This is a genomic window from Allobosea sp. TAF32 (assembly GCF_052113585.1).
Taxonomy (GTDB): domain Bacteria; phylum Pseudomonadota; class Alphaproteobacteria; order Rhizobiales; family Beijerinckiaceae; genus Allobosea.
In genome coordinates this window covers 44,787-59,871 of record NZ_JBFRDM010000008.1, presented here as the reverse complement: position 1 = coordinate 59,871, position 15,085 = coordinate 44,787, and the positions used below count along the sequence as shown (strand labels likewise).

Sequence of the window (15,085 nt, the reverse complement as noted above, 5' to 3'; positions counted from 1 at the left end):
GGCGGGGCCACGCGCCCCGCTCCGGACCCAGTCATGGCAGATCCCATTTTCTTTCCTTTCGCGACCTCGCTCGATTTCGGCGAGGTCGCAAGCATTTCGGGCTCGCAATTGCCCGCAGGCGCCGACGCGGCGCGTCGCGTCGAAGGGGCGGCGGCCCTGGAAATGGCCGGCCCGTCCGACGTCGCCTATATGGACAATCCCAAATACACCGAGGCGCTGGCGGCGACGAAAGCGGGCCTGTGCCTGGTTTCGCCGCGCTTCGCCGACCGCGTTCCTGCGGGCACGGTCGCGCTGGTCTCGCCTGCGCCGTATCACGCCTTCGCCAAGGTTCTGGCGCGATGCTTTCCCTCGGCGCTGCGGCCTGAATCCGTGTTCGCTTCCCAAGGCGTGGCGCCTGGCGCCATCGTTCATGCCACTGCGGTTATCGAGCCCGGCGTGACGGTCGACCCGGGGGCCGTCATCGGCCCCGGCGCGGAAGTCGGGGCAGGCACCGTTGTTGCATCGCATGCGGTGATCGGTCCGCAGGTTCGGATTGGGCGCAATTGCTCGATCGGGGCAGGGAGCACGATCCAATCCGCACTGATCGGCAACCGCGTCATCATCCATCCGGGCGCCCGCATCGGGCAGGATGGCTTTGGTTTCGCGATGAGCCCGAAAGGGCACATGAAGGTGCCGCAGGTCGGTCGCGTCATCATCCAGGATGACGTCGAGATCGGCGCAAACAGCTGTATCGACCGTGGCGCCAGCCGCGACACGGTGATCGGCGAGGGTACGAAGATCGATAACCTCGTCCAGATCGGCCACAACTGCGTCATCGGCCGCCACTGCGTGATCTGTGCTCAGACCGGCCTCGCCGGCTCCTCGACCCTCGAGGATTTCGTCGTGCTCGGTGGGCAGGTCGGCCTGGCAGGGCATCTCACGATCGGGGCCGGTGCCCAGATCGCCGCTCAGAGCGGGGTCGCCGGCGACGTTCCGCGTGGCTCGCGATATGGCGGCTATCCGGCCCAGCCGGCGCTGGCATGGGCGCGGGAGAGCGCCTTGCTCAAGACGCTGGTTGCGAAGCGCGGCCGGAAATCAGACTCGTCCGCGGACTGAAGCGGGCCTGCCGGAAAGTGAGAACACGCTGCCGGACCTTTCTGTCGCAGTGCCGACAGATTTAGGTTGCCGAAGCTGCCCTGTTTCCGGCAAACGGGCGGAACGCTTTGGAATTGCTGCCGATTGCGGAAGCGGTTTTCGCAGTCGCCCATGTTGAAGAGAATGCGAGCCGCCGCTCAGGGACGGGGCCCAGGAGAAGACAGACGATGAGCGAGGCGACGACGACGCTGGGTGTGATCGACATCCAGAAGATCATGGCCAGCATCCCCCACCGCTATCCATTCCTGCTGGTCGACCGCGTTGTCGAGATCAACGGCGACGAATCCGGCGTGGGGATCAAGAACGTCACCGTCAACGAACCGCAGTTCACCGGCCATTTCCCAGAGCGCCCGGTTTTTCCGGGCGTGCTGATGATCGAGGCGATGGCGCAGACCGCCGGCGTGCTGGTTGTCAACGCACGGGCTGCGGGTGAGCAGGAGGTCAAGACGGTTCTGTTCACGACGATCGACAAGGCCAAATTCCGCAAGCCGGTCATCCCGGGCGATACGCTGCGCTTCCATCTCACGAAGCTCGCCCGCAAGCGCAACATCTGGTTCTATCGCGGCGAGGCGCGGGTGGAAGGGGTGCTCGTGGCCGAGGCCGAAATTTCGGCGATGGTCGTTTGAGGCCACGGTGTTGCGAGATCAGGACCAGCTCCCGATGAGCCCCTCCATCCATCCGATGTCGGTGATCGATCCCAAGGCGCAGCTCGGCGCGGGGGTCACGATCGGCCCATTCTGCGCCGTCGGTCCCGATGTCGTGCTGGGAGAGGGCGTCGAGCTCGTCAGCCATGTGGTCGTCGCCGGTCGGACCACGATCGGCCCGCGCACCAAGATCTATCCCTTCGCCTCGATCGGCCACCCGCCGCAGGATGTGAAGTACCGGGGTGAACCCTCGACGCTCACCATCGGCGCGGATTGCCAGATCCGCGAGGGTGTTACGATGAATCCGGGCACGGAAGGCGGGGGCATGGTGACGTCCGTCGGCGACCGCTGCTTCTTTCTCGCCAACTCCCATGTCGGCCATGACAGCCGTCTCGGCAGCAACGTCATCTTCTCGAACAACGTGATGTGCGCCGGTCATGTCACGATCGGCAACTTCGTCATCGTCGGCGGCGGCGCCGGCTTGCAGCAATTCATCCGTATCGGCGACCACGCCTTCATCGGCGGCGGCGCCGGGGTTTTGAGCGATGTCATTCCCTTCGGCACCATCCGCGACAACCCCGCCCACCTCGTCGGGTTGAACCTCATCGGCCTCAAGCGCCGCGGCTTCACGCGCGAGCAGATCCACGAGCTGCGCCGCGCCTACCGCCTGCTCTTCGCCGACGAAGGGACGTTGACCGAGCGGGTCGAGGATGTCGCGGCCGAGTTCGCTTCGCATCCGCTGGTCCACGAGATCCTGGATTTCATCAGGGAAGGTGGCGACAAGGCGCTCTGCATGCCGCACGACGTCGCTCCGACGGAGCGGTGAGCTCCGCGGGAATCGCGCGCGGCCCGCTCGTGCTGATCGCGGGAGCAGGCGAGTACCCGCTCCGATTGGCTCGAAATCTCGCCGACCATGGCGAGCGCCCCTTCGTCGCGGCACTGGAGGGCGCAGCCGACCCTGCTGCTTTCGGCGATGCCGATGTGCAGAGTTACCGTCTCGGGCAGCTCGGCAGCCTGCTCGGCGAGCTGCGCCGACGCAGCATCGTCGATATCGTCATGCTGGGCAGCCTGCCGCGGCCCAGCTTCGGGGCGCTGCGGCCCGAAGCCTCGACCTTGAAATATCTGCCTTACTTCGCTCGCGCCTTCCAGGGCGGCGACGACCATCTCTTGCGTGGTGTCGTCCGCTTCTTCGAGGAGCAGGGCTTCCGCGTCCACGGCCCGGCAGATATCGCGCCGGAGCTGACCGCGCCTCAGGGGCCGCTCGGCCGCAAGCAGGCGGGGGCAGGACAGAAAGCCGTGCTTGAGCGCGGGTTTTCGCTGCTGGCGGCGCTGTCGCCATTCGATGTCGGTCAGGCGGCTGTCATCGCCGATCACAGGGTCATCGCGATCGAAGCTGCCGAGGGTACCGACGCCATGATCAGGCGCGTGGCGGATCTCGTCGCGCGGGGGCGCCTCAAGATCGGCAAGGGCGATGGCGTTCTCGTGAAGGCCCCTAAGATGGGGCAGGATCTGCGCGTCGACATGCCGGCCATCGGCCCGGACACCCTGCGCAATATCGCCGAGGCTGGCCTGTCGGGCATCGGCCTCAAGGCGGGCCAGGTGCTGGTCGGCGACCGCGCGGCGCTTGGACGGCAGGCGGACCAACTTGGCTTGTTCATCGAAGGCGTCGCCTGATGCGACCCTTCAAGCTCGCCATCATCGCGGGCGAGGCCTCTGGCGACGCGCTCGCCCTGCGCTTTCTTGCAGCCCTGCGCGAGCGATTGGGTGATCGCCCCATAGAGCTGCGCGGTGTCGGCGATCACGGACTGCCGCAAGCGGGGCTGCTCCCGTTCTTTCCGCAAGCCGATATCGCGGTGATGGGCTTCGGCCCGGTGATCGCGCGCCTGCCGCTTCTGCTGCGACGGATGGAGGATGCGGCACGCGGGATTGCCGATTTTCAGCCCGATCTGCTGCTGACCATCGACAGCCCGGATTTTTGCCTGCGGGTGGCGAAGAAGGTGCGGGCGCGAGCGCCCCATATCCCGATCGTGCACTGGGTTTGCCCAAGCGTCTGGGCCTGGCGCTCCGGCCGGGCACGCCGCATGGCGCCGCATGTCGACCGCATTCTGGCGCTGCTGCCTTTCGAACCAGCTGCTCTCGCGCGGCTGCGCGGTCCTGAGACGATCTATGTCGGCCATCCGTTGATGGAACGCCTCGGCGAGTTCAGGCCGGGCCCGGCCGAGCAAGCTGTCCGGGACGATGCGGCGCGGCCGCTGGTGCTGGTTTTGCCCGGCAGCCGGCGCTCCGAAATCCATCATTTGATGCCGGTTTTTGGCGAGGCGGTCGCACGGGTGGCGGCGGCTGTTCCGGGCGCGCGCTTTGTTCTACCGGCCGTCGCCCGGCTCCAGCCGATGATCGCCGAGGCCGCGGCGCGTTGGTCGGTCACGCCGGAGATCGTCGGCGGCGAGGCGGCCAAGCTCGCCGCCTTCCGCGGGGCCCGCGCGGCCCTGGCCGCCTCCGGCACCGTGACGCTCGAATTGGCCTTGTCGGGCGTGCCGACGGTTGCCGCCTATCGCGGGGCAGACTGGGAGGCAGTGCTGGCCCGGCGGCTCATCAAGCTGCCGAGCGTGATCCTGCCGAACCTGATTCTGGGCCGGAACGTCGTCCCGGAGTTCATCCAGGACGATGCGACGGCGGAGGCCCTGGGCCGGCATTTGCTGGCGGCGCTCGCCGAGGGGCCTGATCGGCAGGCGCAGCTCGACGGCTTCGCCGAGGTCGAGACCATTATGCGCTCGGGGGGGCCCAGTCCGGCCGCCAACGCCGTCGAAGCGGCGTTGGCGTTGGTCACCTCGCGGGCTCGCCGCGAGGCTTGAGTTTGTAAGCCGGCTTATTCGACGACCGCGCCGGACGCCTTGGCGATCGGCGCCCATTTGGCGAGTTCGGTCCTGACGTGCTCGCCGAGCTGCTCGGGCGTCGAGCCGACGATGTCGGCGCTGACGTCGTTGAGTTTTTTCTTCACGCCCTCGTCCTTGAGCGCTTGGTTGGCGGCCTGATTGATCTTCTCGACGACAGGGCGGGGCATGTTGGCCGGGCCGAACAGCGCGTTCCACGTATAGGTCTCATAGCCCGGCAGGCCTCTCTCGGCGATGGTCGGCACATCCGGGAAGGACGCGACGCGCTCCTTCGCGGATGAAGCCGGCCGAGGGGAGGTTGTCGAACATGATCGGCACCGCGCTAGAGACGACGTCGTTCAGCGCCGGGCCGGCGCCGCGATAGGGCGCATGGTTCATCTGGACGCCGCCGAGCGATTTGAACAGCTCGCCGGAGAGATGCAGCGGCGCGCCGACACCGGAGGAGGCATAAGAATACTTGCCCGGGTCCTTCAGCACCTTCCCCGACGCGCTCGCGGATCATCCATATGGCTTTGATCAATCTTCCGAAACAATAAGGGCGCGGTGGAGACCACCGCGCCCTTGCTGGCGTTCGTGCTGCGCTGGGATCAGCGGCGGCMGATCGGCGTATAGTCGCGCTGCGGCGAGCCGGTGTAGAGCTGGCGCGGGCGGCCGATCTTCTGGGAGGGATCCTCGATCATCTCCTTCCACTGCGCGATCCAGCCGACCGTGCGGGCGACGGCGAAGAGCACGGTGAACATCGACGTCGGGAAGCCCATCGCCTTCAGCGTGATGCCCGAATAGAAGTCGATATTCGGGTAGAGCTTCTTCTCGATGAAGTACTCGTCGTGCAGCGCGATGCGCTCCAGCTCGACAGCGACGTCCAGCAGCGGGTCGTCCTTGATGCCGAGCTCGTTCAGCACTTCATGCGTGGTCTTCTGCATGATCTTGGCGCGCGGGTCGTAGTTCTTGTAGACCCGGTGGCCGAAGCCCATCAGGCGGAACGGATCGTTCTTGTCCTTGGCCTTGGCGATGTATTTCGGGATGTTGTCGACGGTCCCGATCTCCTCAAGCATCTTGAGCGCCGCCTCGTTGGCGCCGCCATGGGCGGGCCCCCACAGGCAGGCCGTGCCGGCCGCGATGCAGGCGAAGGGGTTGGCGCCCGACGAGCCGGCCAGGCGCACGGTCGAGGTCGAGGCGTTCTGCTCGTGGTCGGCATGCAGGATGAAGATGCGGTCGAGCGCGCGCGACAGCACCGGGTTGACCTTGTACTCCTCGGCCGGGACCGCGAAGCACATGCGCAGGAAGTTCGAGGTGTAGTCCAGCGAGTTCAGCGGATAAACGAAGGGCTGGCCGACGGTGTATTTGAACGCCATCGCCGCCAGGGTCGGCACCTTCGCGATCATGCGCATCGAGGCGATCATGCGCTGATGCGGGTCCGAGATGTCGGTGGAGTCGTGATAGAAGGCGGACATCGCGCCGATCGAGCCGACCATGACGGCCATCGGGTGCGCGTCGCGGCGGAAGCCCTGGAAGAAGCGGGCCATCTGCTCATGCACCATGGTGTGGCGCGTGACGCGATAGTCGAAATCCGCTTTCTGCGCGGCGGTCGGCAGCTCGCCGTACAGCAGGAGATAGCAGGTCTCGAGGAAGTCGCCATGTTCGGCGAGCTGCTCGATCGGGTAGCCGCGATAGAGCAGCACGCCCTGGTCGCCGTCGATATAGGTGATCTGCGACTCGCAGCTCGCGGTCGAGGTGAAGCCGGGGTCGTAGGTGAACATGCCCGTCTGGGCATAGAGCTTGCCGATGTCGATGACGGCAGGGCCGACCGACCCTTGCTTGATCGCCATGTCGACGGTCTTGTCGCCGACCTGGAGCTGGCTCGTGTTTCCGCTCATCGATACCGATCCTTTCAAGGCTCGCTGCTGTTCAGCCCCTGTTTCGCCTGTCCGCCGGCACTTCCGCGCCAGCCTTTTCCCATCCGCGGCCCGCGATGTGACGGGCTGATGCCGGGAGGGGAGGTGGAAGGAGACCCATGTGACTGATTTACAAGCAATATTCGTGCCCCGCCACGGGGTGGCCGCGCAACGCACTTGCGCGTCACTAGACCATTTGCCCAGTGCATTCAACCGAGCCTAAAGGCGATTGGAACCGCGTCCGGATCATATCTGCGCGAGCAGCGGCAACGCCGCCATCGCGAGGCGGCATGCGCGAGCATGAAAGCTGAAAGTGGGGCACCGCTCGGCAGCGGCGATGCCCCATGACGACAGCTCAGGCCTGGTCGGCGAGCCGCGCCAGCGTCTCGTCGCGGCCGAGCACGGCCATCACGTCGAACAGGCCGGGCGACATGGCGCGGCCGGTCAGCGCGGCGCGCAGCGGCTGCGCCGCCTGGCCGAGCTTGATGCCGGTCTCCTCGACATAGGCCCGCACGGCTGCTTCGAGCGGAGCCGGCGACCAGTCGCTGACCGCGGCGAGCTTCTCCGCGATCTGCGGCAGGCGCTGGCGCGCGGCTTCGTCGAGCAGGCTCTTGGCCTTGTCGTCAAGCTGCAGCGGGCGTGGGGCATAGAGATAGAAGGCGCTGTCGAGCAGCTCGACCAGCGTCTTGGCGCGCTCCTTGAGGCCGGGCATCGCTGCGAGGAAACGCGCTTCGAGCGCGGGCGACAGCGTTGGGCCGAGCCCGCGGGCAGGGCCGATCTCCGGCAGGATGACCTTCAGCGCGTCGAGCAGTTCCTGGTCGCTCGACTGGCGCATGTAGAGCCCGTTGAGGTTCTCGAGCTTGGCATAGTCGAAGCGGGCCGGCGAACGGCCGATCGAGGAGAGATTGAAGGCGTCAATCATCTCCTGCGTGGAGAAGACCTCCTGGTCGCCATGGCTCCAGCCCAGCCGCACGAGATAGTTGCGCAGTGCCGCCGGCAGATAGCCCATCGAGCGATAGGCATCGATGCCGAGCGCGCCGTGGCGCTTCGAGAGCTTGGCGCCGTCGGGACCGTGGATCAGCGGGATATGCGACATGCTCGGCACGTCCCAGCCGAGCGCATCGTAGATCTGCGTCTGGCGGGCGGCATTGGTGAGATGGTCGTCGCCGCGGATGACATGGGTCACGCCCATGTCGTGGTCGTCGACCACGACGGCGAGCATATAGGTCGGCGTGCCGTCCGAGCGCAGCAGCACGAGGTCATCGAGATTCTCGTTCTGCCAGACGACGCGGCCCTGGACCTCGTCATTGACTACGGTCTCGCCGGTCTGCGGCGCCTTGAGGCGGATCACCGGCTTCACGCCTTCCGGCGCGGTCGACGGATCGCGATCACGCCAGCGCCCGTCATAGCGCAGCGGCTTGCCCTCGGCGCGCGCCTTCTCGCGCATCTCCTCGAGCTCGGCCGGGCTGGCATAGCAGTAATAGGCCCTGCCGGCGGCGAGCATCTGCTCGGCGACCTCCCGGTGGCGCGCCGCGCGCTGGAACTGATAGACGGTCTGGCCGTCCCAATCGAGGCCGAGCCATTCCAGCCCGTCGAGAATCGCGGCGATGGCTGCGTCGGTCGAGCGTTCGCGGTCGGTGTCCTCGATGCGCAGCAGCATCTTGCCGCCTTGCCGGCGGGCATAGAGCCAGTTGAACAGCGCCGTGCGGGCTCCGCCGATATGCAGGAAACCGGTGGGCGAGGGCGCAAAGCGCGTGACGACGGCATTGCTCATGGAAGGCAACTCCGGCCGGGCGGCACGAGCCGCCCGGGGCAAGACAGGGAAATGGCGCAGGTCATGACATGACAACCGGCGCGCGCCCTGTAACATGGCTTGGCCGGAAAGGTTAAGCGGTCAAATTGCTGCGCCGGCGGGGGAGGGGCGGAGAATGCAGCCGGGGCCGCCGGGGCAGGACATGCCGCGCGGCGCGCGAGCCGAGGCCTTGCCTTTGCGCCTGCTCGCGCCCTGGCTGATCTCCGTTCGCTTCAAAGCCTGGTTCAACCACTGGCAGGCCCGGTTCGGTCAGGCGCTCGAATTGGAGGCGGAGCGTCGCCGCCCGTTCCTATGGCTGCCTGTGGCGACGGGCGTCGGCATCCTACTTTATTTCGCGGCAGATCGTGAGCCGGCTTTGTGGGCGCCTCTGACCGGCTTCGCGCTCAGCGCGATCTTCGCGTTCGCGCTGCGAACCCGTCGGTTCGCCTCGATGGCCTGTCTGGCGGTGGCCGCCGCCTTCGCGGGTTTTGCCGCCGGCGTCTGGCGGACGGCCGATATCGCCGCGCCGATGCTGGAACGGCCGCGAATCGGCAAGGTGACGGGTTTCGTCGAGAGCGTGGAGGCACGCGACAACGGCGCCCGCATTGTCCTGCTGTTAACGGAATTCGCCGGAATGCCGGCCGCGGAGCGTCCAAGGCGCGTGCGCGTCAATATCCGCGCCGGCTCGGTCGCTCCGGGGGATCATATCGCGGCGACGGCGCGGCTCCTGCCTCCACCGGGGCCAGCTCGGGCGGGCGGTTACGATTTCGGGCGCGATGCCTTCTTCCGCGGCATCGGCGCAGTCGGCAGTATCGCAGGCAAGATCGCGTCGGCGCCCGCGCCGCATCCAATGCCGACGCGCCTTGCCGTCGATGTCACGATCGACCGGGCCCGCAACGCGTTGACCCGGCGCATCGCCGAAGTGGGCGGCGGGCAGGGCGGGGCGGTCGCTGCAGCCCTTGTCACGGGGAAGCGCGGCCTGATCACCGAGGCGACGAACAATGACCTGCGCGCGGCCGGGATCTACCACATCGTCTCGATCTCAGGCCTGCACATGGTTCTCGCGGCCGGGACGATTTTCTGGCTGGTGCGCGCCCTGCTGGCGCTCTCCCAGACTGCCGCGCTGCGCTGGCCGATCAAGAAGATCGCGGCCGTCGCGGCGATGCTCGGCGCGACCGCCTACTGCATCTTTTCAGGCAGTGACGTCGCGACCGAACGCTCGCTGATCATGACGCTGGTGATGCTCGGCGCGATCCTCGTCGATCGTGCTGCACTGAGCATGCGCAATCTCTCTCTCGCCGCCATGATCGTGCTGCTGCGCGAGCCGGAGGCGCTGCTCGGACCGAGCTTCCAGATGTCATTCGGCGCGGTTGCGGCCCTGATCGCCTTTGCCGAACGCTGGGAGAGCCGAAAATGCACGGAGCCGCCCCCGAGCCTGCCATGGCCGCTCGGGCCGGTCTGGGCAGCGGCGCTCGGCATCATCGTCACCACCTTGCTGGCGACGGCCGCAACAGCGCCTTTCGGGGCCTATCACTTCCAGACCTTCAATCCTTTCGGCCTGCTCGGCAACGCGATGGCGCTGCCCTTCGTCTCGCTCTTCGTCATGCCGGCGGCGGTGTTCGGCGTGCTGGCCTATCCCTTCGGGCTGGACTGGCCCGCCTGGGCGCTGATGGGGCTGGCGTCCGACGTCGTGCTCAAGGTGGCGCACTGGGTGGCAAGCATCGACCATTCCACCGTGATGATCGCCGCCTTCAGCCCGGTCGTGCTGACCTGCTTCGTGCTGGCGTTGCTTTGGCTGACGCTTTGGACCACGGCCTGGCGCTGGCTGGCGGCGGTCCCCATCGTGCTCGGCGTCGCCATCGCCGGAAAGCCGGAGCGGCCGGAAATCCTGATCGAACGCGACGGCTCGGGGCTTGCTGTGCGGGCCCCCGATGGACGCCTTGCGGTCGCCGGCAAGCCCAGCCGCTTCGTGCTGCAGCAATGGCTGGGTGCCGATGGCGACAGCCGCTCGCCGGACGATCCGACGCTGCGCGCCGGCATCGCTTGCGATCAGCTGGGTTGTGTTGCGCAAACGGCTGACAAGCGCACGGTTTCCTACACGCGCGACCGGTTGGCGATCATCGAGGACTGCCTGCGGGCCGACCTCGTCGTCACCGCCATTCCCTGGAGCGGCGCCTGCAAGGCGCGGCTGATCGAGCGAATGGGACTGTCACGCGACGGCGCGACCTCGCTCTACCGCACGGCGTCGGGATGGAGCAGCCGCATCTCAGAGCCCAGCGCAGCCGATCGGCCGTGGAGCCGCCGACGCGAACCGCGTCTGGCGGCGCCCGCTGCAACGAGCATCAGCATTCCGCCAGCATCCGCCGATGGCGAAGCCGAGGTCGAGCGGCTTCAGTAACGCCGCATCAGATTGACGAGGCGGCCCTGAATCTTGACCCGGTCCGGCCCAAGCACACGCGTCTCATAGGCGGGATTGGCGGCTTCGAGCGCGATCGAGGAGCCGCGTTTGCGCAGCCGCTTGAGTGTCGCCTCCTCGTCGTCGATCAGTGCCACGACGATATCGCCGGTATTGGCCGAGTCCTGCTTGCGGATGATGACGGTGTCGCCGTCGAGGATGCCGGCTTCGACCATCGAGTCACCGCGCACTTCGAGCGCGTAATGCTCGCCGGAGCCGAGCATGTCGGGCGGCAACGAGACGGTGTGGCTGCGGTTCTGAATGGCCGAAATCGGTGTGCCGGCGGCGATGCGGCCCATGACCGGGATCGCGATGGAGGAACGGCTGTCCTCATCGGCGGTGGGGCGGGGTTTGCCGAGATTGGGCTGCGTGCCGAGCCCGCCCTGGACGACCGCAGGGCTGAAACGCGGCCGCTGCTGCGGCGTACCGAGTCCATCGGGCATCTTGATGACTTCGAGCGCACGCGCCCGGTTGGGCAGGCGGCGGATGAAGCCGCGCTCCTCCAGCGCCATGATCAGCCGGTGGATGCCGGATTTCGAGCGCAGATCGAGCGCGTCCTTCATCTCGTCGAAGGAGGGCGGCACCCCGCTCTCACGCAAGCGTTCCTGGATGAAGCGCAGGAGTTCGTGTTGCTTGCGTGTCAGCATGATCCCGCCGGCCCCGGAAAAGCGTAGATTCGAAACAAATCACGAACACCATAACTGTTCGCCTTGTGTTCCGCAACCCGTTCGCGCGAGGGCGCCTGTCTACAGCAGCGGCAGGATACGGCAGAGGTCGCCTATCCTGGCCGGCGCAGCATGGGCCGGGCGGATCGTCAGCGCCTGCGCCCGCGCCAATGTGCCGAGCATGGAGGAATCCTGCCGGTCGAAAGGCGTTGCAACCCAACCATCGGGCGTCAGCGCCAGCTCCGAGCGCAGATAATCCTCACGCTCGTCATTGCCCGGCAGGTCGCGGCCGAGGCGGGCGGGGATGCTGCGATCGCGATCCGCATCGGCCAGGCCGAGCAGGGCTTCGATCAGCGGCAGCACGAAGAGGTGGCCGCAGACGATCGAGGAGACCGGGTTTCCGGGAAGCCCGACCACGACCATCCGGCCGAGCCGGCCGGTCATCATCGGCTTGCCCGGTCGCATCGCGATCTTCCAGAAGCCAAGCGACATCCCGGCCCGCGTCAGCGCTTCCTGTACGAGATCGTGGGCACCCACCGAGGCGCCGCCGAGCGTGATCAGCACGTTGGCGTCGGCGTCGCGCGCCTGAGCGATCTTGGCCGCGAGGTCGGCATGGTCGTCGCGGGCGATGCCGAGATCGAGCACTGCGCCGCCGGCCTTCTCGACCAGCGCGGCAAGGGCGAAGGAGTTCGAGGCGACGATCTGGTCGCGCCCGACCGGATCGCCCGGCGCCACCAGTTCGTCGCCGGTGGCGAGAATCGCGACCAACGGCTTGCGCCGGACTGGCAGCGTCGGATGTCCCATCGCGGCGGCTAGCCCGAGCGCTGCGCTGTCGAGCACGCGCCCGGCCTTCAGCAGGACGTCGCCTTCGTGGAAATCGAGGCCCGCTGCGCGCAGGAATTTGCCCTTGGCCGGCGACACCCGCACGCGGATCTCCGGGCTACCGACGCCGTCTGCGTCTTCCTGCATTAGGATCGTGTCGGCGCCCTCCGGCATCGGCGCGCCGGTGAAGATGCGCACGGCCTGTCCCGGTCCAACCGTGCCCTCATAGGCCCGGCCGGCGGCGGATTCGCCGATCACGGCAAGCGTCGCACCTTCGGCCATGTCGTCGGCACGCACGGCATAGCCATCCATGGCGGAGTTGGCGAAGGGCGGCTGAGTTCTGAGCGCCTTCAGATCGGCTGCGAGCACCCGCCAGGCGCATTGCGCGAGCGGCAGGGTTTCCGCCCCGATCGGCCCCGGAACGCTGTCGAGCAGCGCCTTGCGCGCGACGGGGACCGGGGTGAGCGCCATCAGCGGGCTTTCGCCTCGTAGTCGCCGGACTGGCCGCCGGATTTGTGAAGCAACCGGATATTCTCGATCCGCATCGCCCGGTCGACCGCCTTGACCATGTCGTAGACTGTGAGACAGGCGACGGAGACGGCGGTGAGCGCCTCCATCTCGACGCCGGTCTGGCCCTTCATCTTCACCTCGGCGCGCACGCGCACGCCCGGCAAGGCCTCGTCCAGTTCGAGATCGACGGCGATCTTGCTGAGCAGCAGTGGGTGGCAGAGCGGAATCAGCTCATGCGTGCGCTTGGCGGCCATGATGCCGGCGAGGCGCGCCGTGCCGAGCACGTCGCCCTTCTTGGCGTTGCCGTCGCGCACGATCGCGATCGTCTCCGGCGCCATCACGACGCTGCCCTCGGCTATTGCCGTGCGGGTCGTCTCGGCCTTGTCGCCGACATCGACCATATGCGCCTGGCCTTGGGCGTCGAGATGGCTGAGCCGGCTCACGCCGCGTTCTCTTGAGCCTGGCCGGTCAGCAGGGTCCGCGTCGCCGCTGTGACGTCCGCCTGCCGCATCAGGCTCTCGCCGACGAGGAAGCTGTTGACGCCGGCCTTGTTGAGACGGGCGATGTCGGCATGGGCAAAGATGCCGCTCTCGCCGATGATGATGCGGTCGGCCGGGACGCGCGGCGCCAGCCGCTCGGTCACGGCGAGGTCGACGTGGAAGCTGCGGAGGTCGCGGTTGTTGATGCCGAGCAGCCGGCTTTCGAGCTTGAGCGCGCGGTCGAGCTCGGCGTCGTCATGCACTTCGACGAGCACGTCCATGCCGAGATCGCGAGCGGTTTCGTTCAGCGCCCGGGCGGTGTCGTCGTCTACGCCGGCCATGATGATCAGGACGCAGTCGGCGCCCCAACTGCGGGCTTCGTAGACCTGATAGGGCTCGTAGAGGAAATCCTTGCGCAGCGCCGGCAGGCCGGAGGCCTCGCGCGCCTGTGTCAGGAATTCCGGCTGGCCCTGGAAGGAGGGCGCGTCGGTGAGTACCGAAAGACAGGCGGCGCCGCCGGCGGCATAGGCGCGGGCGAGCGAAGGCGGGTCGAAATCGGCGCGGATCAGCCCCTTGGACGGGCTGGCCTTCTTGATCTCGGCGATCAGGGCCGGCTTGCCGTCCGCGAGCTTGGCGGCGAGCGCATCGGCGAAGCCGCGCGGTTTGGCGGCCGCGCGGGCACGGCGTTCGATCTCGGCCTGCGGCACCGCGGCCTTGGCGGCCGCGATCTCCTGGCGCTTATAGGCTTCGATCTTGGCGAGGATGTCGGTCATGCCGCCCTCACGCGTTCGAGGCTTTGATCAGGGCGTCGAGCGTCGCCTTGGCCTTGCCGGAATCGAGGGCCGCCGTCGCCTGGGCGAAGCCGTCCTTCAGGTTCGCGGCCTTGCCGGCGACCAGTAGCGCCGCCGCCGCATTGAAGGCAGCGATGTCGCGGAAGCCGGTTCTCTCGCCGGCCAGCACGGCGTTCAGCGCAGCCGCGTTCTGCTCGGGCGTGCCGCCGCGCAGCACCTCCGGCCTGGCCGGCTCAAGGCCGACATCGGCGGGGCTGATCGTGAAGCTCTCGATCCTGCCGCTATCGAGCGAGACGACGCGGGTCGGGCCGGTGGTGGTGATCTCGTCGAGCCCGTCGGAGCCGTGCACGGCCCAGACGCGGGTCGAGCCGAGCGAGGCCAGCACCTTGACCATCGGCTCGAGCCAGGTCTCGGAGAAGGCGCCGATCAACTGGCGCTTGACGCCGGCCGGGTTGGAGAGCGGGCCGAGCAGGTTGAAGATCGTGCGCGTGCCGAGTTCGGTGCGCACGGGCGCGACATGGCGCATCGAGGCGTGATGCGTCGGCGCGAACATGAAGCCGACCCCGGCCTCGGCAATGCAGCGCTCCGTGCCGGCCGAATCCAGCCCCACCCTGACGCCGAGCGCGGTCAGCACGTCCGCGGCACCCGAGCGCGAGGAGGCCGCGCGGTTGCCATGCTTGGCGACGGGCACGCCGCAGGCGGCGGTGATGATCGAGGCCAGCGTCGAGACATTGTAGGAGCCGGAGGAATCGCCACCGGTGCCGACGATGTCGATCGCCTCGGCCGGCGCCTTCACCGGCAGCATCTTGCCGCGCATTGCGCCGACCGCGCCGGCGATCTCCTCAATCGTCTCGCCGCGCACGCGCAGCGCCATCAGGAAGGCGGCGGACTGCGCATTGGTGACCTCGCCCGAGAGGATCGTGTCGAAGGCGTCCCGCGCCTCCTCGCGCGAGAGCGTCGCTCCGGTCGCGACCTTGGCGATGAAGGGTTTGAAGTCGTCCATGGAA

The 15,085-nt window shown here is 67.6% G+C and carries 13 protein-coding genes and 1 pseudogene; 6 read left to right on the top strand and 8 right to left on the bottom strand.

The features are described from left to right. Positions 1-33 precede the first annotated feature (33 nt). The 5 genes from lpxD to lpxB all read left to right on the top strand — a co-directional run bounded on the left by lpxD (position 34) and on the right by lpxB (position 4,630). Positions 34-1,095: a UDP-3-O-(3-hydroxymyristoyl)glucosamine N-acyltransferase gene (gene lpxD, locus AB4Z16_RS17375; protein WP_441512618.1), complete on the top strand. Its 1,062-nt coding sequence runs from the start codon at positions 34-36 to the stop codon at positions 1,093-1,095. A 206-nt stretch (positions 1,096-1,301) separates the two neighbouring features. After that, positions 1,302-1,760, top strand: coding sequence for a 3-hydroxyacyl-ACP dehydratase FabZ (fabZ, locus tag AB4Z16_RS17370; protein WP_441512617.1), 459 nt, complete (start codon positions 1,302-1,304; stop codon positions 1,758-1,760). Positions 1,761-1,794: 34 nt separating this feature from the next. Continuing rightward, on the top strand, positions 1,795-2,604 hold the full coding sequence (gene lpxA / locus AB4Z16_RS17365; RefSeq protein WP_441512616.1) for an acyl-ACP--UDP-N-acetylglucosamine O-acyltransferase: 810 nt from the start codon (positions 1,795-1,797) through the stop codon (positions 2,602-2,604). Next, positions 2,601-3,452: an LpxI family protein gene (locus AB4Z16_RS17360; RefSeq protein WP_441512615.1), complete on the top strand. Its 852-nt coding sequence runs from the start codon at positions 2,601-2,603 to the stop codon at positions 3,450-3,452. Before lpxA ends, AB4Z16_RS17360 begins: the two co-directional genes overlap by 4 nt. Next, positions 3,452-4,630 carry a lipid-A-disaccharide synthase gene (gene lpxB, locus AB4Z16_RS17355; RefSeq protein ID WP_441512614.1) on the top strand — a complete coding sequence of 393 codons (1,179 nt, stop codon included), beginning with the start codon at positions 3,452-3,454 and terminating at the stop codon, positions 4,628-4,630. The genes AB4Z16_RS17360 and lpxB overlap by 1 nt, the downstream gene beginning before the upstream one ends. A gap of 14 nt (positions 4,631-4,644) precedes the next feature. Here the strand turns inward: lpxB and AB4Z16_RS17350 are convergent. The 3 genes and pseudogenes from AB4Z16_RS17350 to gltX form a co-directional block, all read right to left on the bottom strand. After that, positions 4,645-5,137: pseudogene (locus AB4Z16_RS17350) on the bottom strand (tripartite tricarboxylate transporter substrate-binding protein); the annotation flags it as partial. Between the two features lie 119 nt (positions 5,138-5,256). Next, the gene (gltA, locus tag AB4Z16_RS17345) at positions 5,257-6,546 is read right to left on the bottom strand and encodes a citrate synthase (protein ID WP_441512613.1); all 1,290 of its coding nucleotides are present in this window, start codon (positions 6,544-6,546) and stop codon (positions 5,257-5,259) included. A 373-nt stretch (positions 6,547-6,919) separates the two neighbouring features. Next, positions 6,920-8,338, bottom strand: a complete 1,419-nt coding sequence (gene gltX, locus AB4Z16_RS17340) for a glutamate--tRNA ligase (RefSeq protein WP_441512612.1) — start codon at positions 8,336-8,338, stop codon at positions 6,920-6,922. Between the two features lie 154 nt (positions 8,339-8,492). On the opposite strand from gltX, the gene AB4Z16_RS17335 reads away from it, so the two are divergent. Continuing rightward, positions 8,493-10,754 carry a ComEC/Rec2 family competence protein gene (locus tag AB4Z16_RS17335; RefSeq protein ID WP_441512611.1) on the top strand — a complete coding sequence of 754 codons (2,262 nt, stop codon included), beginning with the start codon at positions 8,493-8,495 and terminating at the stop codon, positions 10,752-10,754. Here AB4Z16_RS17335 and lexA read toward each other — a convergent pair. The 5 genes from lexA to trpD all read right to left on the bottom strand — a co-directional run bounded on the left by lexA (position 10,748) and on the right by trpD (position 15,081). Then, positions 10,748-11,458, bottom strand: coding sequence for a transcriptional repressor LexA (lexA, locus tag AB4Z16_RS17330; RefSeq protein WP_441512610.1), 711 nt, complete (start codon positions 11,456-11,458; stop codon positions 10,748-10,750). The genes AB4Z16_RS17335 and lexA overlap by 7 nt on opposite strands. Positions 11,459-11,557: 99 nt before the next feature. Next, the gene (locus tag AB4Z16_RS17325) at positions 11,558-12,769 is read right to left on the bottom strand and encodes a molybdopterin molybdotransferase MoeA (RefSeq protein WP_441512609.1); all 1,212 of its coding nucleotides are present in this window, start codon (positions 12,767-12,769) and stop codon (positions 11,558-11,560) included. Next, positions 12,769-13,251 carry a cyclic pyranopterin monophosphate synthase MoaC gene (gene moaC / locus AB4Z16_RS17320; RefSeq protein WP_441512608.1) on the bottom strand — a complete coding sequence of 161 codons (483 nt, stop codon included), beginning with the start codon at positions 13,249-13,251 and terminating at the stop codon, positions 12,769-12,771. The genes AB4Z16_RS17325 and moaC overlap by 1 nt, the downstream gene beginning before the upstream one ends. Beyond that, complete coding sequence (trpC, locus tag AB4Z16_RS17315; protein ID WP_441512607.1) at positions 13,248-14,060, bottom strand: indole-3-glycerol phosphate synthase TrpC; 813 nt, start codon at positions 14,058-14,060, stop codon at positions 13,248-13,250. The genes moaC and trpC overlap by 4 nt, the downstream gene beginning before the upstream one ends. A gap of 7 nt (positions 14,061-14,067) precedes the next feature. Next, entirely contained in the window at positions 14,068-15,081 is a 1,014-nt protein-coding gene (gene trpD, locus AB4Z16_RS17310) for an anthranilate phosphoribosyltransferase (RefSeq protein WP_441512606.1), read from the bottom strand. Positions 15,082-15,085: the final 4 nt, after the last annotated feature.

Excerpts from the sequence above, each read along its gene's own strand:
- lexA (WP_441512610.1), bottom strand. The coding sequence starts at position 11,458 with ATGCTGACACGCAAGCAACACGAACTCCTGCGCTTCATCCAGGAACGC.
- AB4Z16_RS17335 (WP_441512611.1), top strand. The coding sequence starts at position 8,493 with ATGCAGCCGGGGCCGCCGGGGCAGGACATGCCGCGCGGCGCGCGAGCC.
- lpxA (WP_441512616.1), top strand. The coding sequence starts at position 1,795 with ATGAGCCCCTCCATCCATCCGATGTCGGTGATCGATCCCAAGGCGCAG.
- trpD (WP_441512606.1), bottom strand. The coding sequence starts at position 15,081 with ATGGACGACTTCAAACCCTTCATCGCCAAGGTCGCGACCGGAGCGACG.
- trpC (WP_441512607.1), bottom strand. The coding sequence starts at position 14,060 with ATGACCGACATCCTCGCCAAGATCGAAGCCTATAAGCGCCAGGAGATC.
- fabZ (WP_441512617.1), top strand. The coding sequence starts at position 1,302 with ATGAGCGAGGCGACGACGACGCTGGGTGTGATCGACATCCAGAAGATC.
- lpxB (WP_441512614.1), top strand. The coding sequence starts at position 3,452 with ATGCGACCCTTCAAGCTCGCCATCATCGCGGGCGAGGCCTCTGGCGAC.
- gltX (WP_441512612.1), bottom strand. The coding sequence starts at position 8,338 with ATGAGCAATGCCGTCGTCACGCGCTTTGCGCCCTCGCCCACCGGTTTC.
- lpxD (WP_441512618.1), top strand. The coding sequence starts at position 34 with ATGGCAGATCCCATTTTCTTTCCTTTCGCGACCTCGCTCGATTTCGGC.
- AB4Z16_RS17325 (WP_441512609.1), bottom strand. The coding sequence starts at position 12,769 with ATGGCGCTCACCCCGGTCCCCGTCGCGCGCAAGGCGCTGCTCGACAGC.